Here is a 23,498-nt window from a genome sequence, read left to right as displayed (position 1 = left end):
TCAGGAGTCGAGCCGTTCGACGATCAACGCCACCGCATTGCCTCCGCCCAGGCAGAGTGAGGCCAGACCATAGCGCCCCCCAGACCGCCGAAGTTCGTGGAGGAGCGTCACGAGGACCCGGGAACCGCTCGCCCCGATCGGGTGGCCCAACGCGATCGCTCCGCCCCTGACGTTGACCCGATCGTGATCGAGTTCGAGTCGCCGCGAACACGCGAGCACCTGCACGGCGAACGCCTCGTTCAGCTCGAATCGGTCGATCTCCGAAAGCTGCAAACCTGCCAACATGAGGACTTTCCGAATGGCCGAGACGGGGGCGATGAAGAGGTCTTCGGGCTCTACCCCCGAGGTCGCGGAGGCCACGATCCGAGCGATAGGCCTCTTGCCGAGCCGGCTGGCGGCCTCCGACGACGCGACGAACAGTGCGGCGGCACCGTCGCTGATCATCGAGGCATTCCCGGCCGTCACCGAACCCTCGAGATCGAATGCGGGACTCAACGCGCCCAGTCGATCCAGGCTCGTGTCGACTTGCGGCCCCTCATCCGACGAAACAACCGAGGATTGTCCCTTCCGTCCGGGGACGCTGACCGGCACGACCTCGTCGTTGAAGATCCCCTCGTGCATGGCCAGGATCGCCCGTCGGTGGCTCTCCAGTGCAAATTCGTCCTGTTCTCGTCGAGAGATCAGGTCCCTCCGGGCCAGTTCGTCGGCAACCTGCCCCATGCCCTTTCCACTCCGGGCGCACGAGAGTCCATCGTGCATCAGGGAGTCAATCAGGACCCGGTTTCCGAGGGGAGGCCCGTCCCTTCGGGCCAGGAATGGGGCCCGGCTCATGCTCTCCTGCCCCCCGGCGACGATCAGGCTGGCATCGCCCGACCGGATCGCCTGGGCGGCGATCATGACGGCTTTCAAGCCCGAACCGCAGACCTTGTTGATGGTGAGTGCGGCGACCGTGGGCGGGAGTCCGGCCCCGAGGGCCGCTTGCCGGGCCGGAGCCTGGCCGACCCCTGCGGTCAGGACATGGCCCATGATGACCTCCTCGACCTCGGAGGGGTCGATTCCCGCCCGGTCGATCACCGCCGAGATCGCCGACGATCCGAGCTCGGTCGCCGTGAGGGCCGCGAGCGAACCGCGAAACTTCCCGATCGGGGTCCGGGACGCGGCCAGGATAACGGGCATGTCCATGACTTGGCACTCCCTGGGTGGATGCTCGGGGCACCTTCCTCGGACACTCCGGAAATTCTTGCGAATCGAGATCCCTTTACAATTATACTCCGATCAAGTCGTGCACTCCGCTTCCATCGAGCCCAATCCCGCTTCCATCGAGCCCAATCCCGCTTCCACCGATCATCGCGAGGAATCGCCATGAACGATCCGCTTGCGCCGTGGGTCGAAGGCCTGACGATCGGCCAGGTCCTCCGCGAGACGGCTCGCCGCTTAGGCGACCGCGACGCCCTGAGCTTCCCGCAGGCAGGATTCCGGTGCAATTACGCCCAGCTCGATGGCCTGGTGGACGACCTCGCACGTGGCCTGATGGCGATGGGATTCGAGCGGGGCGACCACTTCGGGGTCTGGTCGACCAACTGGCCCGAATGGGTCCTCCTGCAATTCGCCGCGGCCCGTGCGGGCGTGGTCCTGGTGAAGATCAATCCGTCCTACCAGTTGTCCGAGGCGAGGTACGCGCTGGCCCAGTCGGAGATCCGAGGTCTGGCATTGATCGAACGCTTCAAATCTTGCCACTACTTCCAAATGCTCGAGGAGATTTGCCCCGAGTTGTCCTCGTCGGCTCCCGGGACGCTCGTATCCGCCGATTTGCCGCATCTGCGTCTGGTCGTGGCGATGCGCGGGGACGCGCCGCCGGGAATGATGGGCTGGGAGACATTGATCCGCCTCGGGCGGGACGTCACGGCCGAGGCGCTGTCCGCTCGCGAGGCCCAGCTCCGGCCGGATCAGCCGATCAGCCTCATGTACACCTCGGGCACGACGGGGCCACCCCGCGGGGCCTTGCTCTCGCACCGCAATCTACTATTCAACGCGTTCTATGCTGGCGCGAACATGCGACTCGACGAACGGGATCGGCTCTGCATCCCGGTCCCCCTCTACCATTGCTTCGGATGCGTCCTGGGCACGCTGGTCTCGGCCATCTCCGGCGCCGCCATGATCTTCCCGTTCGAGCATTTCCGACCGGAGGCGACCCTCGACGCGATCGAGCGGGAGCGTTGCACCGTGATCTACGGCGTTCCCACGATGTTCATTGCCGAGCTCGAACACGCGAGCTACCCGGGCCGCGACCTCCGCTCGCTCCGGACCGGGATCATGGCGGGCAGCCCTTGCCCGATCGAGCTGATGCGCCGGGTCTCCGAAAGCATGGGCGCCCGCGAGATCACCATCGGATACGGCCAGACCGAGGCTTCGCCCCTGATCACCCAGACTCGCCACGATGACCCCATCGAGCTGAGGGTCGGCACCGTCGGCCCGCCCCTGCCCGGAGTCGAGGTCAAGGTGATCGACCCGGGCAGCGGCCGCGAGCAGCCCGAGGGCGCGTCGGGCGAGCTTTGTTGTCGCGGACATGGCGTGATGATGGGCTACTATCGGATGCCCGAGCAGACGGCCAGGGCCATCGATCCCGAAGGCTGGCTGCACACCGGCGACCTCGCGATCATCGGGCCCGACGGCTACCTCCGAATCACCGGACGACTCAAGGATATCATCATTCGAGGTGGCGAAAACATTTCACCCTACGAGATCGAGAATATCCTACATCACCACCCCAAGGTGGAGGACGTCCACGTCGTCGGGATCCCCGACCACAAGTTCGGCGAGGAGGTCCTGGCCAGCATCAAGTTGAGATCCGGCCAGTCGGCGACCGAGGACGAGATCCGTTCTTTCTGCGCACGGTCGCTGGCCCACTACAAGGTCCCACGCTTGATCCGCTTCGTCCATGACTTCCCGACGACCGTGACCGGCAAGGTCCAGAAGTACAAGATCCGCGAGGAAGCGGTCCGCGAGCTCGGACTCGAGGCCGAGGACCGGATCGAGACAGCCTGAACCGAGGAGGACTCCGGATGCAACTTGAAGGACGGATGTTCCTGATCGCCGGGGGGAGTTCCGGCCTCGGTGCCGCCTGCGTTCGCCGCCTGACGTCGCGAGGGGCGTCGGTCGTCATCGCCGACATCGACCCGGCCGGCGAACGACTGGCCAGCGAACTGGGCGACAGGGCTCTGTTCGCCTCGACGGACGTCGTCGATGAGGCGAGCGTCGCCGGGGCGGTCGCGATGGCTCTCGACCGATTCGGCGGACTTCACGGGGCAATCGTCTGCGCCGGGATCCTGGGAACCGAGAAGTTGCTCGGCCGCGAGGGAATCTTCTCATCCGACAGTTTTCGGCGTGTGATCGAGATCAACCTCATTGGTACATTCCAGGTGGTCCGACAGGCGGCCAACGCCATACGCGACCAACCACCGGACGAGAACGGCGAGCGAGGGGTCATCGTCACGACCTCGTCGATCTCCGCCGAGGAAGGGCAGATCGGCCAGGCCGCCTATGCCGCATCGAAGGGCGGGGTGGCCTCGATGACACTCCCCATCGCTCGCGAGCTGGCCCGCCAAGGGATCCGGATCGTCAGCGTGGCTCCGGGAATCTTCGAGACTCCCATGATGGCCGCCGTGACCGATGAGCTGCGACGATCGCTGACCGAGCAGATCCCGTTTCCGCCACGATTCGGCAAACCGGACGAATTCGCAGCCCTCGTCCAGCAGATCATCGAGAATCCGATGCTCAACGGCACGACCATCCGACTCGATGGAGCGTTGCGGATGCAGGCCCGATGACGGGAGGTTCGCAAGCAGGACTGGAGACCAGGCGGGTCAGTTCGAACGCGAAAAATCTCGCTCCCCGGATTGGCGAGGCGTGGTCGGGGGTGGCTGCGTGACTGGACCCGGGACTCGAGCCCGCTCGATCCGGCCTCGAGCCCAGGCCTTGAGATTGTTGAGCCGCTGCTCGCTCTTGAGATAATAGAAGTCGCCGAGCGAGTCGAGTTGTAGGGTATAAAGGCGGTCCCGTTCGGCCTCCCAGCCCGCACGAGGTGCGCGTGCCCAGCCCAAACGCACCAGCTCGTCGAGCAGGGCCCGCGCGATCAATTTGTGGCCGGCGATCGTCGGGTGGACGTGGTCGATCAGCCACGAGTTGCCCGTGATCCCCCCTGGACTCCGGCCGGCGAATAACGCCTGGATGTCGACGAGCGGCGTTTCGGTCTCGGCGGCAATCTCTCGGATGAGGTTGTTCATCGGACTGAGGATGCGGAGCGGGCAGATGTCGAGATTGCGTGCACGGTCCAGGGACTCGCGAGCCGCGTCGAGCTTGTTGAGTCTCTGCTGACATGTTCCGAGCGTGTACCAGATCCCGGCGTGCTCGTCGTCGAGGTCGCGGACCCGCTCCAGGATTTTTACGGCGTCAGGGAGCGACCGTCCGTAGAGCGACCTCGCCTCGTCCCACAAGGTCTCGAAGCGAGTGCGGTCTCCGACGCTCAGGCCAGCCCGGTGCTCGCTCTTGAACGGTGGTGTTTCCAGATTCACCACCGGGTTGGCGAGGAGGACGCGGACACCTCGGGCATGAGCCATGTTGATCATCCGCCGGAGGTTGAACCCGAAATGCTCGATCACCCCTCGGCGCCAGGCGTCGTCGCGGTGATAGGTCTCTAGCCCCCCCTTGTAGTCGAGCAGGGCCTCAACCTCGGTCGGGAGGATGGGACGGTCCTGATTGATCCGGTCGGCCGATCGGCCGGTGACCGCCTCGACCCCCCGGCGGAGAACCGCGAATGTCCTTAAACGCCCTGCGTAATCAAGCAGGGAGAGGATCGGTCCTGGCAGGTTCGCCAGCCTCGGATAAGTTCGCTTTTCGAGAAACTCGTTGTGTCCGGTGTAGAGCACGATCAGGTCGGGCTCGTAACTGAGGACCTCCTCAAGAATCGGGGCAAGCCGGTAGCTGGCGTAGGAAATGCCACCGCAGTTGATTACCTCCCAGTTCCGCGACGGGTCCGCAGCCTTGAGACTCAGGCCGAGCCAGGAACTGAAGGACGTTTCCACCGCGAACGGTCGGCCCTGCACGGTCGACCCTCCCAGGCAGAAGATTCTGAACGTCCCACCCGGCTTCTTGGCCGGAAATGTCTGAGGGCGGAAGTACCCGATCCGTGCCGGGTCCGTGTTGTACTGCCCGGACTCCCGGTCGAGCAAGAACAGAGGGTCACGGCCGGCAAACCCGACGAACGGGTCTGTCTCGTCCGGTTTCCGCCTCCCAACGTCGAGCACACGGAGGGCACACTCAAACACGAAGAGTGGAGAAAGGCCGAGCAAGACGGCGATGATCCGAAACAACGCTGACTTCCGCCAGCCGTTCCTGCCTGGATGTCGCCGAGGTCCAATCTCGCCCATCCCCGATCGCCCTCGCTTTCAAACCCAGCGAACTTCCTTCCGAATTATACTCGACGCCTCGCGGTGAGGTCCTCCGGCCAGCCGGAGAACCACAATCTCACCTAGACCCGGCCTGGGTCACGCCTCCGAACGGAAAACAAATCGTACCCAAGCCGGGGTCCGGGGTTGATTTCACATCGGAGCAATCCTGAATTCTGATGATGCGTTCTTTACTGGACCGGTTGGATCAGTTCAGCGGCTTGATCGAGACATTGTGGAATTCCACGGGATCGTTGTGCCCGGCGAATCCGAAGAACCCCGAGGTCCGATCCTTACCCGGGTGGGGCTTTCCGCCCATGAACTGGGCGACCTTGCTGACGTCGGCATCGACGATCACCGTCCCGTTCAGTTCGACCTTGATGGTCGAGCCCTGGACCGTGACCTCCTGGAAGTTCCATTCGCCCACGGGCCGCAGGTATCCTCGAGTCGCGGCGACCATCCCATAGACCGAGCCGTGATACTGGCGAGGGTCGAGCTTGGCATACATCTCGGCCGTATCGTCGAGGATTTGCAGCTCACACATCCCTGTGGACGAAGTGTTCCCGTGGCCTGGATAGCGGATCGCCAGGCCGTTATTGCCGCCGGACGGCACCTTGAATTCAACCCGAGCCACGAAGTCGGAAAACTCCTTCTTGTGGAAGAGGACGCCTCCCTTGCCGGTCTTGCAGCGGATTTTTCCGTCGACTACTTCATAGTTCTCGACGGCTCCGGCCCAATCCTCGAGCGACTTACCATCGAACAGCGAGGTGAACCCCGACTCATCGCTGGCCTCGAGGATCTTGTTCGCCTCATCGGACGGGATCTCGCGGAAGAAGAGGTTCCGCCATCGGATCTCGCCGCCGTGAGTCTGGAGCTGGATCACGCCCCGGGCAAACAGGGGAGAGGAACGATCCCAGTAGTTCTCCATCGAGGCATGAGCCACGACCAGTTTTTCATTGAGGTAAACCGTGGTCCTCGCCCCGACCTGGATGATCCGCAGGTGATTCCACTCGCCGAACGGCCTGTCTGCGAGGACCAGGGGGTCGCGACCGGGCGTGCCATCGCTGTTATTGAACAGACCGCCCGAGCCCTTTTCCGATCCATTAGCCTTATCGGGCCCGCCGGGGGTCGCGTCCCAGATCTGGACCTGGGGAGTCCCACGCAGGTAGATGCCGCTGTCGGCCCTGGCCACGGTCTTGTAGTCGATCAAGAGTTCGATATCGCCGTATTCCTGGTCGGTCGTCAGGTAGGGTCCGAAGCCGTCGTTGATCAGTTCGCCATCTTCGACCGTCCAGTGTTTCCCGGCGTCCTCGGTCCAACGGGCGATCCGATCGGCCCGCTGATCGTCGGTCATCGAGGCGAGCTCGCGAGGATCAAAGTGGGGCATGCCGTGCCAGCCCGTCAGATCCTTGCCATTAAAGAGTGCGACGAAGCCCTTCGGAGCCTCGGGCTCATCCACGGCAAGGGCATCGGGCAGGATGCTAAACGTCAGTGACAGGCCGGCGACGAGGCCGAAGATGCGAAGGCTCATGGGGCGAGTCCGAGTAAGGAGGAGGGATCGATCGTCCGAGAGGTTCATTCTTATCCTCCGGGTCGACGACATACCAGAGAATTGACCCGACGGGCCTGGCGAACGAGTTACCCCACCGGTACAACGCTGGACGGATCAGGCCAGGAGGCCTTCGACGGCTTTCGCCGGCTGACCGTCCACGAGCGAGCCGCCCCCGCCGGGACGAGTGAAGGCCAGCGTCTCGTGATCCAGGCCGAAGAGTCGGAGGAGGGTCGCGTGATAGTCGCTATGGGTCACCACGTCCTCCACCGCCCGATGGCCGACTTCATCGGTCGCCCCATGGATGTGACCGGCCTTGAAGCCGCCCCCGGCCAGCCACATGCTGAACCCATAAGTATTGTGATCGCGGCCGACGTTCTTCTCGTTCTGGACGACCGGGAGTCGGCCCATCTCGCCACCCCAGGCGACCACCGTGGTATCGAGCAGCCCGATCCGCTTGAGGTCGGCGACCAGCGCCGACGAGGGGCCATCCACCTTGCGGCACATCATTGGCAAACCCTTGGCGATCCCGCCGTGGTGATCCCAGTCCTGGTTGCCCGTGCAGACCTGGACGTAGCGGACCCCTCGCTCCACCAGACGTCGGGCGATGAGGCAGCGGGTCCCATATTCGCGGGTGGCATCGTCGTCCAGGCCGTACATGCGCCGGGTCTCTTCGCTCTCGCCCGAGACGTCCAGTGCTTCGCGGGCCGCGTACTGCATCCGGGCGGCCAGTTCATAACTGGAGATCCGAGCGGCCAGGTCGTGGTTCCCCGGGTGCTCGGCCAGGTGGTCTCGGTTGATCCGATCGAGGAGCCGGAGCGATCGGGCCTGGACCGTGCCGTCGAGGCCGGGGGGCGGGTCGAGGTTGAGGATCCTGGGCTCGCGCGGGCGGATGACCGTCCCCTGGTAGAGCCCCGGGAGCCAGCCGCTCGACCAGTTGTCGACGCCCAGCACGGGCACGCCTCCGGGGTCGCTCAGGACGCAATAGGCGGGCAGGTTATCGCTCTCCGAGCCGAGCGCGTAAGTCAGCCATGAACCGACGACCGGCCTTCCGGCCGTAATCCGCCCGGTGTTGAGCGCGTTGATCGACTGTCCGTGGTTGTTGACCCCGGTCTGCATCGAGCGGACCAGGCAGACGTCATCGGCGACGGAGGCCAGGCCGGGCAGGAGTTCGCTCAGCTCCATCCCGCAATCGCCGTGATGGTCGAACTTCCAGGGAGAGCCCAGCAGCCGGGCGCTGGCCTCTCCGGCGTTGTCCCGCTTGATGTCGCCCGTGAAAGTCTGGCCATCCCGCCTCTGAAGTTCGGGCTTGGGATCGAACAGGTCGAGGTGGCTGGGGCCGCCCTGCATGAAGAGCGAGATCATCGCCGAGGCGCGAGGCGGGCGCGGCGGAGTTTTGGGTTTGAGATCATAGACCGGCCGTTCCAGATCCGGCTTCCTGAGACCCGTGGGCTTGTCGCCGGCAAGCGTGATGCCGTCGCGTTGGAGGAGCCAGGCCAGAGCCAGTCCGCCCAGGCTCATGCCCTGCTGGGCCAGGAGATGCCGACGGGTGAGGTGCGAGCACGGCTCGATCGAGTGGGCCACGGTTCGGACTCCGGTCTCGGAATCGACTCGATCAATCGACATAAAGGAACGCATTCGATCCGAACAGGACCTGGCCCAGTGTCGCGAGCGCTGCGCGACCCGGATCGGAGGTCGGAGGGACTTCGCCGCCTTTCGGGGCGGAAGTCGGGCTCGATCGGCCGTCGAGATCGGCCGATTGCTCGGCGAGGAAGGCGACGGCGTCGGCCTTCTGCTCGGCGGTCGGGCCGTGCCCGAGAGCGATCCACCAGGCCCGATCGACCCGCGTCGCGGGGTCGGACCCGGCGAGCCGAATCACCCGATCGGCGAAGGCCAGGGATTGCTCGACCGCGAATTCGTTATTCATCAGGGCGAGAGACTGGGTCGCCACGGTCGAACTGGACCGCCTCTCACAATTGGGCGAGAGCGTGGGAATATCGAAAGCCTCGGAGAAGCTCAGGGGCAGGCTTCGCCGGACCTGAATGTACAGGCTCCGACGGAACTCATCGCCACCGAGCGACCCCGGCTTGCCGCGTTGGCGACCCGCACTATCGCGGGTGTCCTTGCCGATGAGGACCTGGCCCGACTCGTCGAGGGCAACCGGTAGTGGCGGACCGAACATGGTCGGGTCAAGCTTGCCCGAGGATTTGAGGATCGCATCGCGGACCGCCTCGGCCTCCAGCCTCCGGACCGGCATCCTACCGAGCAGGCGGTTGTCGGGGTCAACTGCGGATTCCTGGCGCGAGGTCTGCCGATAGGCGGTGGAGGTCATGATCTGCCGATGGAGACGCTTGAGCTTCCAGCCCCCAGCCATGAAGTCGGCGGCCAGCCAGTCCAGCAGCTCGGGATGCGTCGGACGATCGCCAAGACTGCCGAAGTCGGACGGCGTGGCAACGATTCCCCGGCCAAAATGATGCATCCAGATGCGATTGACCCATACTCGAGCCGCCAGGGGATGCTTCCCATCGGTGAGCCGGCGGGCATACGCCAGCCTCCGGCCGGTGGTCGGCAAGGAGGGATCCTTGGCGGGAATCTCCGCCGAGCCGGCTGATCCGGCGAGGACGGTCAGTTCCGCCGAGGTCACCTCGCGGGAGGGCTGCTTCGGGTCGCCCCGGACGTTCAGACGCGTGATTGGGATCGGGCCGGGGACCTCGGTCGTCGCGTGCACGAAGGCTTCGGCCGGACGACCCGCGCCGGCTTCGACGGCTTTCTTGTCGAAATCGGAAGTGATCGCTCCGAAGGCCTTCGAATCGTACAGGCTGACGTTTCCCGGACTCACCAGGACCCGGGGATGAGCCTTCAAAAGCTCTTTCTGATCGTCGGTCCTCTCGTTGACCGGTGTGTCGAGGGCCTCGCGAACCTTGGGCCGGAATTCTTCCGGCAGGTCGGCCATCTCGCGTTCGAGGACCAGCGCGACCAGCTCCGCGACCTTTGCCTTGCGCTCGTCCTGCACCGCCTCGACCCGGGCATCGGCATCGGCCGCCTTCACCCGGTCCTCCGCCGACCAGAGCGAGACCAGCCGTTGCGTCGGGGTACGCCACTGCTTGACGTTGTACGCCGGGTCGAAGATCGCCCGGAACCGGAAATAATCGTCCTGACTGATCGGGTCGTACCGATGGGAATGGCACTGGGCACAGCCGACGGTCAGCCCGAGCAACGAGGACGAGACCACCTTGATCGCGTCGGCCACCACCTCGTCGCGGGCGAGGGCGGCGTCGACGCCCGGCTCCCCGGTCGTGTCGGGCACCATCCGTAGATAACCGGTCGCGATCAAGCGGTCGCGATCCTCCGGTTTGAGATCCTGGTAGGGAGGAACCAGCATCTCGTCGCCGCCGAGTTGCTCGCGGATCAGCTCGTCCCAGGAGCGATCAGCGTTCAGGGATCTGATGATGTAGTCGCGATAGTGATAGGCATAGGGCCGGATCGTATCCTTGCTCGGCTCGCCGTCGCTGTCGGCGTAGCCCACGACATCCAGCCAGTGTCGAGCCCAGCGCTCGCCGTGATGGGGGCTCGCCAGGAGTCGGTCGATCAGCCGGTCGTAGGCATCGGGTGCGGTATCGGCGAGGAAGGCTTCCACCTCCTCGACCGAAGGGGGCAGGCCAGTCAGGTCGAACGTGGCCCGGCGGATCAAGCTGGGCTTGTCGGCCTCGGGAGCGAAAGTCAGGCCGTCCTGCTCTAGGCGGGCCAGGAGGAACGCGTCGATCGGGTTCCTTACGTCCCCGGGATGGGCGACCTCCGGCGGATCGGCCCTGGCGATCGGGCGGAACGACCAGAAATTACGCTCTTCTTCGGTCAGGATCGGCCCGGGAGGGGGCAGGGTCTCGGGCTCCGGTCGCGCGGTGGGCACCCCGGCGCCGATCCATTCGGCGAGCGCGGCCTTCTCGCGAGCCGACAGCTTCTTGTCCCCCGGGGGCATCTCGTCGGCCTCGACCCGCTCCCAGAGCAGGCTCTCATCGAGTCGGCCGGATTCGACCGCCGGTCCCGATTCCCCCCCGAGGACCATCGCGCGGACCCACCGGAGGTCGAGCCCACCTTTCGGCTTACCCTCTTCTCCGTGACAGTGGAAGCAGTGCGCCTTGAGAATCGGCCGGACCGTGGCCTCGAACGTCGGAGCTGTCACCAAGGCCTCGCCAGGGTGAGCCTCGGCGGCGGAGAGAAGGGCCAGCACGGCGGCCAGGGGCAAGAGACGGGACGGCACCATGGCGGGCTCCCGGGCGGGCAGGGGGGAGGCAAGGGCCACCAAGGAGTTGGCCCGATGTCAAACATATCGCAAACACAAGGATCAGGCAACCGACCACGGCCCGTTCCCAGGCTCAGTCATCGACGGTACGTCGGCATCGCTCGATCACCCGGAGCATGGCATCGCAAAGGACCGGGCCGGATTCGGGGGTGAAGGGGAACTGGTCGCAATATTTGGGCGACTGATATCCGGCGTAGCTCCGGGCCTGGATGTCATGTTCGTCGGGCAGGTAGCCGATCCCCCCGTTGGCGTAGCAGGCGAACATCAGGTCGGAGACCGGGGAACGTCTCCGGATGTCGAGGGCGAATGGGCTGAAGAACTCCGAGGAATTTGCGACGCAGTAAAGCTCGCCCATTCGGATCGCCTGGACTTCGGTGGGCAGGGTCTCGGGACGAGTCTCGAAATCGGGCAGCATCCGGCCGGTCCATTCGAGGTGGAACCGGCACATGGCGGCGACCGCCTTCGCCTCGTCGCCGCCGTGGCGGGTGACCATATCGTCGGGACGATTGGTCATCGATCGGCCGATCGTCTCGCGCCACCGCGAGATATCGACCCGGCCTCCCGCCAGCCTCCGCTCGGCCTCGCGACGGTCTTGCTCCAGTTCCTCGAGGGTCCACCGTCGGGTCGGCAATGAAGCCGTCTCGCTGGCCGAGGCGACGACCGGGCCGGACATCTCCCTGCCTTGGTCGAGGGCTCCGAGAGCATTTCGGATCAGGGCTCGCGCCGGTTCCTGGTAGCGGTCGGGGGTGCTGAACTCGGGGAGGAAGTTCACATCCCCGCAGGCGCCCTGGAGATACAGGGCAAGGGATCCGGGATGGGCGGCCTCCAGGCCGTCGACCACCTCGCCGGGGATGTCGCGGCAGACGTCCCAGGGCCAGAGAGCCGTGCCGACGCACGGGTGGGCACCGAAATTGACCGCGACCGCCAGCGTGGAGCCGTCGAGCCGGTCCACCCGGAGCGCGGTAACTCGGGGATCGATCAATCCCCGGGGGCGGGTCCGGTTGTAGCTGTATCCCGTCATCTCGGAATGCCCGACGCGAAGCCTGGCCGGGGTTCGCGATTGCCAGGCCAGGATGGCCGCCGTCGCCGCCTGTCGGCTCGCCCAGTCTTCGAAAACCGGGTCGCATTCGCCCACCCCCAGCAAGCCGCCGGCGGCCGGCGCGTTGTGACTGTGCGAGCAGGTCAGGAGAACCGAGCCGGGCGGTAGTCCGGCGGCCTGGGCGATTCGCTCGCGAGTCCGTCGGGTAAACGATTCGTCGATCACCATCAGGTCGAGCGAGACCAGGACCACCTGCCGATCCCCATCGTCGAAGGCCAGGGCGGTGGCTGACAGGTGGTCGCGGACCCGACGCCATCGCCGTTCTATGTAATAGCCCCAGCCGGTCAGCTCGACCCCCCAGAATGGAGTTAACCGGGTCCTCGCCGCGCCCGCCTGTAACATGGCCAGCCCTCTCGTCACGATGATTTCGCCATGTTAGATTGCCGGGCATGAAAATCCAGAGAATTGAAGCGATCCCGGTCCGGATCCCGCTCAAGCCCGAGCGCCGGATGATCTCCGCACTCGGACGCCATGAGGTGTCCGACTTTGTACTGGTCCGGGTCGTGACCGACGAGGGCATCGAAGGTGTCGGCGAGGCCACCGTCACGCCCCGATGGAGCGGAGAGACGGTCTGGGGAGCCCGGGCGATCATCGACCATGTGTTTCAGCCGGCCCTGATCGGCATCGATCCGCTCGATCATGCCGAGGTCGACCGGAGACTCGACGCGGTTGCCGTCGACAACTGGTTCGCCAAGTCGGCCATCGAGATGGCTTGCTGGGACATTGCCGGTCGGGCGGCGGGACGGCCCATCTATGAACTCCTGGGCGGAGCCTGCCGACCACTGACCATCCGGAACCGGTTCTCGCTGGGAGCCTATACGCCCGAGGTCGCCGCCGAGCGTGCCCGAGCCCTGGTGACGGGCGGCTTCGACACCATCAAGGTCAAGGTCGGCACCCACCCGGCCGAGGACGTCCGACGCGTCCGGGCGGTCCGGGAAGCCATCGGACCGGACATTGCCCTGACCATCGACGCCAACGGCGGATGGGACGAACCGTCCGCGCTCTCCTGCCTGGAACAACTCGCCGATTGCCGGCTGACCCTGGTCGAGCAACCCCTCCCGCGCAAGAATTACGCGGGACTCAAGCGGGTCCGCGAAATCACCGGCCAGAAGATCCTGGCCGACGAGAGCTGCTTCGACGAGGTGGAGGCCCAGGAGTTGATCGACCAAGGCTGCTGCGACGCCCTGACCCTCTACCCCGGAAAGCAAGGCGGGATCGCCAAGGCCCGGCGTATGGCCGAACTGGCGAGCCGGCATGGACTCCCTTGCACGATCGGGTCGAACCTGGAGTGGGACGTTGCCTCGGCTGCCATGATGCACTTCATCGTCGCCACCCCGAACATGCAGATCGAGCAATTCCCCGGCGACTGCCTGGGCCCGTCCTATCACGAGTTCTCGATCGTCCGAAACCCGTTGAAGATCGAAGGACCGATGACGACGCTCTCGTCAGGCCCTGGGCTCGGGGTCGATGTCGACTGGGATCTCGTCGAACGTAATCGGATCGACCGGGACTAGGTGATTCTCCTCGTCTCGTCGGCGTCGAGCGAACGAGTGCAGTCGATCATGAGCCAGCAGAGGCCGCTCCCCAGGTACATCGCGGCCAGGAGGAGGAACAACGGTCCCCAGTCCACCGTCGCGACGGCGGGGTTGGGCGAGCCGGTCCGGGTGGTGCAGGCATCGAGGACCAGGCCGAAAACGACCGGCATCACCACCCCGCCGAACGTCCCTGCGGTGTTAATGATCGCGAAAACCGTGGCGCTGAACCGACCACCGAGATCGGTGCAGGTCCCCCAGACGGTCGGCTGACTCCAGTCGCTGAAGAACTTGGCCGCCATCAAGACCAGCCCGGCGGCCACGCCGGTTTCCTGGCGGGCCACCAGCCCGAGCATCACGCAACCGATGACCTTGCCGACGAAGCCGACCCCGCTCCGGGACCATCGACGCCGGCCTGTCCGGGCGATCAGGCGATCGTTGATCCAGCCGCCCGCGATCCCGCCCAGCGCCCCGCCCCACAATGGGAGGCTCGCCAGCCATCCGGTCCTGGCGATGTCGAAGCCGCGGGCCTGGAGAAAATAGGTCCCGATCAGCGAGACGAAGGCCACATCGGAGCCGGCATCGAGGAACTGCTGGACCACGAAGAACCGAAGGCTCCGGCTCCGCCAGGCTCGGCCCGCAGGCAGGACGGCGCGAAGCGTCGAGTGATCTGGCGTGGCCGAACCTTCGGAGATCAGGTCGCATTCCGCCTGATTCACGCCGGGGTGCCCGGAGGGAGTATTCCGGAACAAGGCCCAGAAGATGACACCGTAGACGATTCCGATCGCACCGAGAAGCCCGACCGCGGTCTGCCACGAGAGCCCAAAATAGCCCATCAGGAGCGATCCCAGGATGATCGGCGAGAGCGCCCCGCCCGCTCGGCCCGAGGTGGTGGCAATCCAGCCTTGATAGCCGGTCCGCGAAGCCGCGGGAAACCAAGTCCTCGTCACCTGGGCCAGCGCCGGGTAGCAACCGGCCTGGGCCGCCCCGAAGAGGAGCCTTAGACCGGCGAGGATCGCCAGATTCGACGCCTGGCCGATCGAGGCGATCGCCGCCGACCAGGCTACGATGATCAGGCTGAGGAACCGGTGCGGCCCCGACCGGTCGATCAGGATCCCGCTGGGAATCTGCCCGGCCGCGTACGTGTAATAGAACAGGGAGAACAGGACACCGGCCTGGGTATTCGAGAACCCGAAATCCTCCTGGACCTTCGGCCCGACCAGATTCCAGGTGTAGCGATGGAGGTAGAGGAGGAAGGACGCACCACACGCCAGGCCGAACACACGCCAGCGAACGCCCGTGGGTCGCGACAAGTCCACACCTTTAACCATATCGACAAATCACCTCTCGTGGTCTTCGGGACCAAGCCGGCCGGACCTGGTCGACGAGGAGGATCCATGAGACTCGGGGCGGACTGTCTCCACAAGTGACCTCCACGGAATCGGCCCGAGGGGCGAGTGTCAGTGGGTTGAGGATTGCCCGAGGGGTGGCTCGAGGTCAAAATCGGTGCGCATTCACCCGAACAGACTCGCACGAGGAGCCCAACCGGATGGCCAGCTTCGTACTCGCCGCCCTCGTCGCGATCGCGACCACGGGCGAATCCCACACAGTCTCGGCCTCGACCTACTTCCGAACCTTCTCCCGGTCGCATCCCGTGCTCCTCCGGATCAAGCCGGGAGACTCGGTGATCACCAGGACGCTCGACTCGGCCGGGCTGGACGAGAAGGACGAGAAGCGAAGCGAGCCCTATAACCCGCTGACCGGCCCATTCTTCATCGAGGGGGCCGAGCCCGGCGACTCGCTGGTTGTCCGGATCAAGTCGCTCCGGATGAATCGGAACTGGGGTTGGAGCGCCTTCCGGCTGGGCCTCTTCGCGCTGACCCCGGAAGATGTCGAGCACGTCTTCTCGAACCAGGACAAGCCCGACCTTGTCATCAAGGGGAGGTCGAGCCTGGTCCCCTGGGACATCGACCTGGAGAAGAAGACGGTCCGGCTCCGCGAGCCGAAGAGCACCCGACTCACGCTGGAGTTCCCCGCCCGGCCGATGCTGGGCTGCATCGGCGTGGCCCCTCCGGGCAACTTCGCCCCGACCTCGGGACCTTCGGGAAGCTATGGCGGGAACCTCGATTACAACCGGATCGTGGAAGGATCAACGGTCATCCTGCCCGTCTACCACCCGGGCGGGCTCCTCTTCGTGGGCGACGGCCACGCTCTCCAGGGGGACGGCGAGTCGACCGGCACCGGCATCGAGACCTCGATGGACCTGGAGATGGTCGTCGATCTGAAAAAGAAGGCCGCGCCGGCCGTCCCTCGGGTCGAGACGGAGGACGCCATCATCTCGATCGGCTCTCAGCCCGAGTTCGCCAGCGCCCTCGACAATGGCCTGAAGATGGCCACCTCGGACATGGTCAAGTGGCTCACCGACGACTACGGACTGGAACCCTGGGCCGCCCACCTCCTGATCGGCTACCAGGGCCAGTACGACGTGGTTACCGTCGCCGGGTCGATGGCACTCCGGATCCCGAAATCGGCCCTTCCCGGACCAGCCTCCGAGGCATCGAAGTCCTCGGGGGCGACACCCGCTCCCCCGACGAGACCGATCGCCGAGAAGACCGCCAAGCTGACGAAAATCGACGGATTCCTGCCGATCTATTGGGACGAGTCGGGCGGCAAGGTCTGGATGGAAGTTCCCAACATCGGCCGGGAGCTCCTCTACCAGGTGACGCTGGTCACCGGGGTCGGCTCGAATCCCATCGGGCTCGACCGGGGCCAGCTCGGCGATACCAAGGTGGTCGCCTTCCGGAGGGCCGGTCCGAAGCTCCTGTTGGAGGAGCCCAACTACCGCTTCCGGGCCCTCAGCGACAATGCCCACGAGCGACAATCGGTGGCCGACTCGTTCGCCCGGTCGGTGATCTGGGGCTTCAAGATCGAGGCCGAGGAAGAGGGGCGGCTCCTGGTCGACGCCACCTCGTTCTTCCTCCGCGACGCCCACGGGGTCGCCGATCGGCTGAAGCTCCGCAAGCAGGGGAGTTACCGGCTCGATGAATCGCGGAGCGACCTCGATCGGGCCGGCCTGAAATCGTTCCCGAAGAACACCGAGGTCGAGGCCACGCTCACCTTCGCCACCGACGACGATCCCGGCCCGCTCGTCTCCTCAATCGCGACGACGCCAAAATCCGTGACCGTCCGAGAGCGGCACTCGCTGGTCGAGCTGCCCGAGCTGGGCACAGGCTATTCGCCCCGGAAGCTCGACCCCCGGGTCGGGGTCTTCGGGATCGAGTTCGCCGACTTCTCGACGCCGACGGATAACCCGATCGAGACTCGCTGGATCTCCCGGCATCGACTCGTGAAGAAAGACCCATCGCTCGCCGTCTCCGAGCCGGTCAAACCACTGATCTACTACGTCGACCGGGCCGCCCCCGAGCCGGTCCGATCGGCGCTGGTGGAAGGGGCCTCGTGGTGGTCGAAGGCGTTCGAGTCGGCCGGGTTCAAGGATGCTTTCCGGGTCGAGGTGTTGCCCGAGGGAGTCGACCCGATGGACGTCCGGTACAACGTGATTCACTGGGTTCACCGATCGACCCGAGGATGGTCGTACGGGAATTCCGTCACCGACCCCCGGACCGGCGAGATTCTCAAGGGGACGGTCTCGCTCGACTCGCAGCGGGCCAGGCAGGATGCCCTGATCGGCGCGGGGCTGGTCCCCTCGACCTCCGGTTGCGGGATGGCGGTCCCCCCGACGATCGAGTACCTGGCCCATGCCGACCCGTCGAGCGACCTCTCGGCGATGACCCTGGCACGGATCCGCCAGCTCTCGGCTCACGAGGTCGGCCACACACTGGGGTTCGCCCACAACTTCGCCGCCAGCACCTACGAGCGAGGGTCGGTGATGGATTACCCGGCCCCGATGGTCAAGATCGTCGAGGGGAGGCTCGACCTGTCCGACGCCTACGGTCGGGGGATCGGCTCCTATGACGAATTCGCCACCCGGTTCGCCTACACCCAGTTCGCGCCGGGTACCGACGAGTCGAAGGAGTTGAACCGGATCGTCGCCGAGGGCGTGGCCAACGGGATGCGGTTCCTCTCCGACTCCGATGCCCGGCCCCTGGGCGCGGCGCACCCCCTGGCGAACCTCTGGGATAACGGCCCTGACCCCGTGGCCATGCTCCGCCACGAGATGGAGGTCCGTCGGATCGGGCTGGCAACTTTCGGGACCGGCAACATCCCCGAAGGATCACCCCTCTCCGACCTCGAAGCCCGGCTCCTGCCGCTCTACCTCCATCACCGCTATCAACTCCAGGCGGCGGTGAAGACCGTCGGCGGGGTCGACTACAGCTACGCGGTGAAGACCGCCTCGGGGCCGAACCCGCCGAGGGTGGCCGAGGTCGTCCCGGCCCCCCGGCAGCGCGAGGCGCTGGCCGCCGTGATCGAGACCCTCGACCCGAGAGTGCTGGCCATCCCTCCCGCGATCCTCGGACAGATCCCGCCCGTCGCCTTCGGCCAGGACGGAGGGACCGCCGAACGATTCGAGAAGCGGACGGGCCCGACCTTCGACCCGATCGGAGCCTCGACCATCGCCGCCGACCTCGCGGTCTCGGCGCTCCTGCAACCCGAGCGGGCCGCCAGACTGGTCGAGTTCCACGCCAATAATCCCGATAATGTCGGCTTCGGCGAGGTCCTCGACGCCCTGATCGCCCGAACTTTCGGGCCTCGCGAGCCGGACCCCCGCGTCGCCGCGATCCAGTCTGCCGTCCGCTTCCTGGTCGTCGAACGGCTCATGGAGCTTGCTTCCGACGATTCCGCCACGCCCCAGGTGCGTGCCCAGGCGAATCTCGCCTTGATCGCCTCGATCGTGAAGAAGCTGGGAGGGCTCGCGGGGGACGAGGACAGCCGGGTCGACGCCCAGGCGCTCCAGATGGAGATCGCCCGATTCCGTAATCGCCCCGATGCCACCCACCAGCGGACCGAACCCTTGACCGCTCCCCCCGGCGACCCGATCGGATCGAGGGGCCGGTGAGGAGCGCCGAGGTCAGGCCAGGATCTCGGTGATCGGTCGGCCGTGATCGATGTCGAGTCGTTTGCGGCCGGGGATCTCCAGGCGTCGCGAGTCGAGGCCGAGTTGGTGGAGGATCGTCGCGTGGATGTCGGTGACGTAGTGCCGGTTCTCGACGGCATGGAAGCCGATCTCGTCGGTGGCCCCGTGGACGATCCCCCCCTTGATCCCTCCTCCGGCCATCCAGACGGAGAATCCGTAGATGTGATGGTCGCGGCCGTCGGCCCCTTGCGATCCGGGGGTCCGGCCGAACTCGCTGGCAAACAGGACGATCGTCGAGTCGAGCAGGCCTCGCCGCTTCAGATCCTTCAGGAGCCCGGCGATCGGCTTGTCGACCGCCTTGAAATTCTTCTGGTGGTTGGCCTTCAGCCCGGAATGGGCATCCCAGGCCCCCGCGCCGCCGGCCCCGTGCTGGACCTGGATGAACCGGACCCCTCGCTCGACGAGGCGCCGAGTGGCCAGCATCTGCATCCCGAACTCGCGCGTCTCGGGTTCGTCGAGCCCGTAGAGTGACTTCGTCGCCTCGGTCTCCGAGTCGAAGTGGAGCGTCTCGGGGACCGAGGTCTGCATCCGGAAGGCCAGCTCGTAGGCCTTGATCCGGGCGTTCAGGGCGGGGTCGTCGGGATACTCCACCGCCTTGAGCCGATTCAACCGGCCGACGAGGTCGAAGCCGATCCGCTGCTCATCCCGGCCGATCTCCCCGGCGGGCTGGCCAAAGTCAAGCGGGTTCGACGGGTCGACCCGGATCGGGATCGCGTCGTGGGCGGGGCCGAGGTAGTGGCCGTCCTTGGCGTTCCAGTACTCGCGATTTCCCATCGACACGAACTGGGGTAGATTCTCGTTGAGCGACCCGAGCCCGTAATGGACCCAGGCCCCGAGCGTGGGGTACTCGCCGTCCAGCATGTGGCGACCGGAGTGGAACTGGGTCTGGGCCCCGTGATTGTCGTCGGTCGTGTACATCGACCGGATGACGGCGATGTCGTCAATGCAGGACCCGGTGTGAGGGAGCCAGTCGCTCAGCTCGATCCCGCTCTGGCCATACTTGCGGAAGCCGACCTGGAGCGGGTAAAGCTTCTTGCGCTGCTGACCATTCGCGTCGTTAATCACGGTGACGCGGGCCAGCTTCAACTTCTCGGGATTCTGCACGTCCTTGAACGGGGTCTCGTCGATCGACTTGCCGGCGTGCTTGGTCAGTTCGGGCTTGGGATCGAACGACTCCGCGTGCGAGACGCCCCCGTTCATGAACAGCCAGATGACGGATTTGGCCTTCGGGGCGAAGTGAGGCCGTCCGTCGGGGGGCTGCCAGTCGACCCCGGCATCGGCCCGCGCGATCCCGTCTCGGGCCAGCATGGCCCCCAGGGCCAGGCCCGTGAACCCCATGCCCATGTCGGCCAGGAAGGCCCGACGAGGGGTGGAGATCGCATGCCGAGTATCGCGATCGGAGTGGCGAGTCATCCCGAGTTCCTCACGGTTGAAATTCGTCCCATCATCGGACGGTGACGAAGTCGTTGTGATTGAGCAAGGCCCGGATCAGCCCGGACCGAGCCCGCGTGCCAGGATCGGCCTGTCCCGCGCTTTCGGCGGCCTCGGTCAGTCGGGCGAGGCCTTCGAGGGCGGCTTCGGTCTCGGACTCGGTCGGTTCGACGCAGAGGACGCCCAGGAACGCCGATCGCACGAAATCTCGATCGGAACCCTCAGCAATTTCGGTCGTGATCCGCCGGGCGATCTTCCCGGCCATCGCGGTGGCCAGGGGGCTGTTCTCCAGCGCCAGGGCCTGCTGGGGCACGATGCTCTCGGCGCGTCGGTAGCATTCGAGGACGCCCGCATCGTCGAACATCGAGAGGAACTTGTGATGTTCGTTGTGCGAGTGGACGAAGTAGAGGCTCCGACGCCGAGAAACCTCATCATCGACCGGGATCGAAGGCCCGCCCATCCTCAGGTCGAGTTCTCCGGCCAGCATCAGTAGGCTATCTCGCACGACCTGGGCCTCGGTCCGGATCGGGTTGGATCGCCAGCAGTATCGATTGTCGGGATCGGCCGCCAGGGTCTCGGCCGAAGCCCCGGCGCTCGACGACGAGAGGCGATAGGTTTTCGATGTGACGATCAGGCGATGGATATGCTTCATGCTCCAGCCGTTCTCGATCAACTCGACGGCCAGCCAGTCCAGCAGTTCGGGATGGGTTGGCGGTGTCCCTTTGCGCCCGAAGTCGAAGACGGTCGGGACCAGCCCCTTGCCGAAGTGTCGCGCCCAGAGATGATTCACCGCGACCCGGGCGGGCAGGGGATGCTTCGGGTCGGTGATCCAGCGGGCGAGAGCGGACCTTCGACCCGTACTGGTGCTCGGGAACGGCTTGCTTCGCGAATCCTCGGTCTCGACGTTCGATTCGAGGGTCTTCAGCGCTCCGGCCAGCGAGGTATAAGACTCGCCGGGAGACTCAGCCGCCTTGCGGGCCGCTTCGAGTTCGGTCTTCGCCTTCTCCAGCTTCTTCTCGGCCTCGGCCTTCTTGTCGTCGACGGCTTTCTTCCAGTCGAGTTCGGCACGACTGACCGCCTCGTCCGCACTGGCTACGCTCGCGATCTTCTCAGCCCTGGCCGCCTCGTCGAGGATCTCGGCAAGATTCTCGGGGGCGAAATCTTGATATCGGGCTCGGTCGGCCTCGGCCCGAACCCGGATCGACTGGCGGAGCAACTCCGACGACTCGACCGATTTCCTGGCCACCTCGACGGAGAGGCTGGCCCGTTCGAGCGTTTCGGGCTCGTCGGTCAATTGCCCTTCGCCCTCGGAGGTTCCCGCTTGCTCGGCCTCGGCCAGTTCCTTCCGGGCGGCTTCCAGAACCTTCCGGGCCTCTTCCAGGCGGCGCTCAGCTTCCTTTAGATACGACTCGACAACGAACGGGCGGAGCCCCGGTCGATACGCCTGGACCGGCAGCGCGACCGGCTCGACCTTGATCGTCCCCTTCGACAGGAAGGCCGGAAACACGGGCTCGATCACTCTCCCCTTGTCCGGGTTCCGGTCGTCGCCCCGGATGTGGAGGAAAGTCGGCGCGTCCAGGTTGCAATCGAAGGCTCGAGGGATACCATCCTGCTCGAAGTCGACCACTCCGGGGACGGCGTCAGTCCGGATCTGGTAGGGCTCGAAGAACGACCGAATCCGGTAGTATTCGACCTGCGAGAACGGGTCGTACTTGTGGTCGTGGCACTTGGCGCAGTTGAACGTCAGCCCGAGCATGGCCTTCGAAGTATGCTCGACCGCCTCGTCGAGCCAGCTTGTCCGGTTGAACTTGAAGTACTGGCGGGCCAGGAACCCCGACGCCCTCAGCCGATCGAGGTCGTTGGGATAGAGCTCGTCGGCCGCCAGCATCTCGCGGAGCATCTGGTCATAGCCCTTGTCGGCGTTGAGCGACTCGATGATCCAGTCGCGCCAGTGCCAGATATGCTTCTGCGAGTTGCGGACCTCGGCCCCCAGGCCCCACCAGTCGCTATATCTCCAGATATCCATCCAGTGCCGGCCCCAACGCTCGCCGTACTGGGGGCTGACCAGCAGCCGATCGACTACCTTCTCATAAGCCCCGGGCGAGCCGTCCGAGACGAACGCATCGAGTTCGGCTCGGGTCGGGGGCAGGCCGACCAGGTCGAGCGAGACTCGGCGGAGCCAGACCCGCCTGTCGGCCTCGGGCTGGGGGATCAGTCCGCGCTTTCGGTGTTCGGCCGATACGAACGCGTCGATCGGGTTACCCGACCAGTCCGGGTCCTCGACGGTCGGCACGGCGGGACGTTCGGGAGACCGGAACGCCCAGTGATCGCGAGGGTCGGCCTCGGGCTTCTCGTCGGTTGGGGCCTTCGCCCCCCGGAGGATCCAAGCCCGGATCGCCTCGACCTCGGCGGCCTTGAGCGGCTCCCCTTCCGGCGGCATCCGGTCCGACTCCTCGCTCGTCGACACTCGCTCCAGGAGCGCACTGGCCTCGACGTCGCCGGGCACGATGGCCGCCCCGCCATCCCCACCCTGGATCGCCAGCGCGGCCGTGTCCAGCCGAAGCCCCGCCTTCTGCTTCAAGACGCCATGACAGGCATAACACCGGGCCTGCAAGACCGGCTTGACCGCCTTCGTGTAGTCGGCCACTTCCTCGGCCTGCGCGTTCGCGATCAACGCCGAGAGGACAGCCAGCAGCACAACAAATTTCGAACAATTAGTTTCGACAATCATCATGGTTCTTTGTGATTCGCGTTAACGGATTCGATCGACGAGGCATCCCGCCTCGGGTCCGCAGGGGCCGATCCCGCCCCGGGCGATCCCTCTCCCCCCGTTGAACTTACCCGCTCAACCGCGAAGACGCCACTCCTCTGATGATCCCGGCGGGACGGTTCCATCAGGAATCCCGGTCGTCATCTCGACGTCGGGTGGTATCGATTTCGTGCGTATCATCGCGAGTGGCTTCATGGCGCGACGAGAAGCCATGCTTAGCCAGCTCACTATTGCACGATGATTTTCGAGAGCGATCGCTTTCGGTCCGACCGGCCCGAGAA

Annotated in this window: 13 protein-coding genes; 4 read left to right on the top strand and 9 right to left on the bottom strand. The window is 65.5% G+C overall.

Features of this window, described 5'->3' with window-relative positions; translation table 11 throughout:
- Entirely contained in the window at positions 1–1,182 is a 1,182-nt protein-coding gene (locus P12x_RS16930; protein WP_435005550.1) for an acetyl-CoA C-acetyltransferase, read from the bottom strand.
- 180 nt (positions 1,183–1,362) lie between these two features.
- On the opposite strand from P12x_RS16930, the gene P12x_RS16925 reads away from it, so the two are divergent.
- Both P12x_RS16925 and P12x_RS16920 read left to right on the top strand, forming a co-directional pair.
- The gene (locus tag P12x_RS16925; RefSeq protein WP_435005549.1) at positions 1,363–3,045 is read left to right on the top strand and encodes an AMP-binding protein; all 1,683 of its coding nucleotides are present in this window, start codon (positions 1,363–1,365) and stop codon (positions 3,043–3,045) included.
- 17 nt (positions 3,046–3,062) lie between these two features.
- A complete protein-coding gene (locus tag P12x_RS16920; protein ID WP_435005547.1) occupies positions 3,063–3,827 on the top strand; it encodes an SDR family NAD(P)-dependent oxidoreductase in 765 nt (254 codons plus the stop codon).
- 36 nt (positions 3,828–3,863) lie between these two features.
- Here the strand turns inward: P12x_RS16920 and P12x_RS16915 are convergent, their stop codons facing one another.
- The 5 genes from P12x_RS16915 to P12x_RS16895 all read right to left on the bottom strand — a co-directional run bounded on the left by P12x_RS16915 (position 3,864) and on the right by P12x_RS16895 (position 12,734).
- A complete protein-coding gene (locus P12x_RS16915; RefSeq protein ID WP_435005545.1) occupies positions 3,864–5,369 on the bottom strand; it encodes a GDSL-type esterase/lipase family protein in 1,506 nt (501 codons plus the stop codon).
- A 283-nt stretch (positions 5,370–5,652) separates the two neighbouring features.
- A complete protein-coding gene (locus P12x_RS16910) occupies positions 5,653–6,975 on the bottom strand; it encodes a 3-keto-disaccharide hydrolase (RefSeq protein WP_435005543.1) in 1,323 nt (440 codons plus the stop codon).
- A 135-nt stretch (positions 6,976–7,110) separates the two neighbouring features.
- Positions 7,111–8,514: a DUF1501 domain-containing protein gene (locus P12x_RS16905; protein ID WP_435011675.1), complete on the bottom strand. Its 1,404-nt coding sequence runs from the start codon at positions 8,512–8,514 to the stop codon at positions 7,111–7,113.
- A gap of 94 nt (positions 8,515–8,608) precedes the next feature.
- Complete coding sequence (locus P12x_RS16900; protein ID WP_435005542.1) at positions 8,609–11,254, bottom strand: PSD1 and planctomycete cytochrome C domain-containing protein; 2,646 nt, start codon at positions 11,252–11,254, stop codon at positions 8,609–8,611.
- A gap of 112 nt (positions 11,255–11,366) precedes the next feature.
- Positions 11,367–12,734, bottom strand: a complete 1,368-nt coding sequence (locus tag P12x_RS16895; RefSeq protein ID WP_435005541.1) for a hypothetical protein — start codon at positions 12,732–12,734, stop codon at positions 11,367–11,369.
- 47 nt (positions 12,735–12,781) lie between these two features.
- On the opposite strand from P12x_RS16895, the gene P12x_RS16890 reads away from it, so the two are divergent.
- Complete coding sequence (locus P12x_RS16890) at positions 12,782–13,906, top strand: mandelate racemase/muconate lactonizing enzyme family protein (RefSeq protein ID WP_435005540.1); 1,125 nt, start codon at positions 12,782–12,784, stop codon at positions 13,904–13,906.
- Here P12x_RS16890 and P12x_RS16885 read toward each other — a convergent pair.
- Positions 13,903–15,237, bottom strand: coding sequence for an MFS transporter (locus tag P12x_RS16885; RefSeq protein ID WP_435005539.1), 1,335 nt, complete (start codon positions 15,235–15,237; stop codon positions 13,903–13,905). The two genes, P12x_RS16890 and P12x_RS16885, sit on opposite strands and share 4 nt — an antisense overlap.
- Positions 15,238–15,473: 236 nt before the next feature.
- On the opposite strand from P12x_RS16885, the gene P12x_RS16880 reads away from it, so the two are divergent.
- A complete protein-coding gene (locus tag P12x_RS16880) occupies positions 15,474–18,938 on the top strand; it encodes a zinc-dependent metalloprotease (protein WP_435005537.1) in 3,465 nt (1,154 codons plus the stop codon).
- 12 nt (positions 18,939–18,950) lie between these two features.
- Here P12x_RS16880 and P12x_RS16875 read toward each other — a convergent pair whose 3' ends face one another.
- A complete protein-coding gene (locus tag P12x_RS16875; protein ID WP_435005535.1) occupies positions 18,951–20,429 on the bottom strand; it encodes a DUF1501 domain-containing protein in 1,479 nt (492 codons plus the stop codon).
- A 31-nt stretch (positions 20,430–20,460) separates the two neighbouring features.
- Positions 20,461–23,145: a DUF1553 domain-containing protein gene (locus P12x_RS16870; protein WP_435005533.1), complete on the bottom strand. Its 2,685-nt coding sequence runs from the start codon at positions 23,143–23,145 to the stop codon at positions 20,461–20,463.
- Positions 23,146–23,498 lie beyond the last annotated feature (353 nt).

It is taken from the genome of Tundrisphaera lichenicola (assembly GCF_051175385.1).
Taxonomy (GTDB): Bacteria; Planctomycetota; Planctomycetia; order Isosphaerales; family Isosphaeraceae; genus Tundrisphaera; species Tundrisphaera lichenicola.
This window is presented reverse-complemented; position numbering and strand designations above follow the sequence as displayed.

What these genes read in the sequence shown, in the direction of transcription:
- P12x_RS16930 (WP_435005550.1), bottom strand. Translation starts at nt 1,182, where the DNA reads ATGGACATGCCCGTTATCCTGGCCGCGTCCCGGACCCCGATCGGGAAG.
- P12x_RS16925 (WP_435005549.1), top strand. Translation starts at nt 1,363, where the DNA reads ATGAACGATCCGCTTGCGCCGTGGGTCGAAGGCCTGACGATCGGCCAG.
- P12x_RS16920 (WP_435005547.1), top strand. Translation starts at nt 3,063, where the DNA reads ATGCAACTTGAAGGACGGATGTTCCTGATCGCCGGGGGGAGTTCCGGC.
- P12x_RS16910 (WP_435005543.1), bottom strand. Translation starts at nt 6,975, where the DNA reads ATGAGCCTTCGCATCTTCGGCCTCGTCGCCGGCCTGTCACTGACGTTT.
- P12x_RS16905 (WP_435011675.1), bottom strand. Translation starts at nt 8,514, where the DNA reads ATGAGCCTGGGCGGACTGGCTCTGGCCTGGCTCCTCCAACGCGACGGC.
- P12x_RS16900 (WP_435005542.1), bottom strand. Translation starts at nt 11,254, where the DNA reads ATGGTGCCGTCCCGTCTCTTGCCCCTGGCCGCCGTGCTGGCCCTTCTC.
- P12x_RS16895 (WP_435005541.1), bottom strand. Translation starts at nt 12,734, where the DNA reads ATGTTACAGGCGGGCGCGGCGAGGACCCGGTTAACTCCATTCTGGGGG.
- P12x_RS16890 (WP_435005540.1), top strand. Translation starts at nt 12,782, where the DNA reads ATGAAAATCCAGAGAATTGAAGCGATCCCGGTCCGGATCCCGCTCAAG.
- P12x_RS16880 (WP_435005537.1), top strand. Translation starts at nt 15,474, where the DNA reads ATGGCCAGCTTCGTACTCGCCGCCCTCGTCGCGATCGCGACCACGGGC.
- P12x_RS16875 (WP_435005535.1), bottom strand. Translation starts at nt 20,429, where the DNA reads ATGACTCGCCACTCCGATCGCGATACTCGGCATGCGATCTCCACCCCT.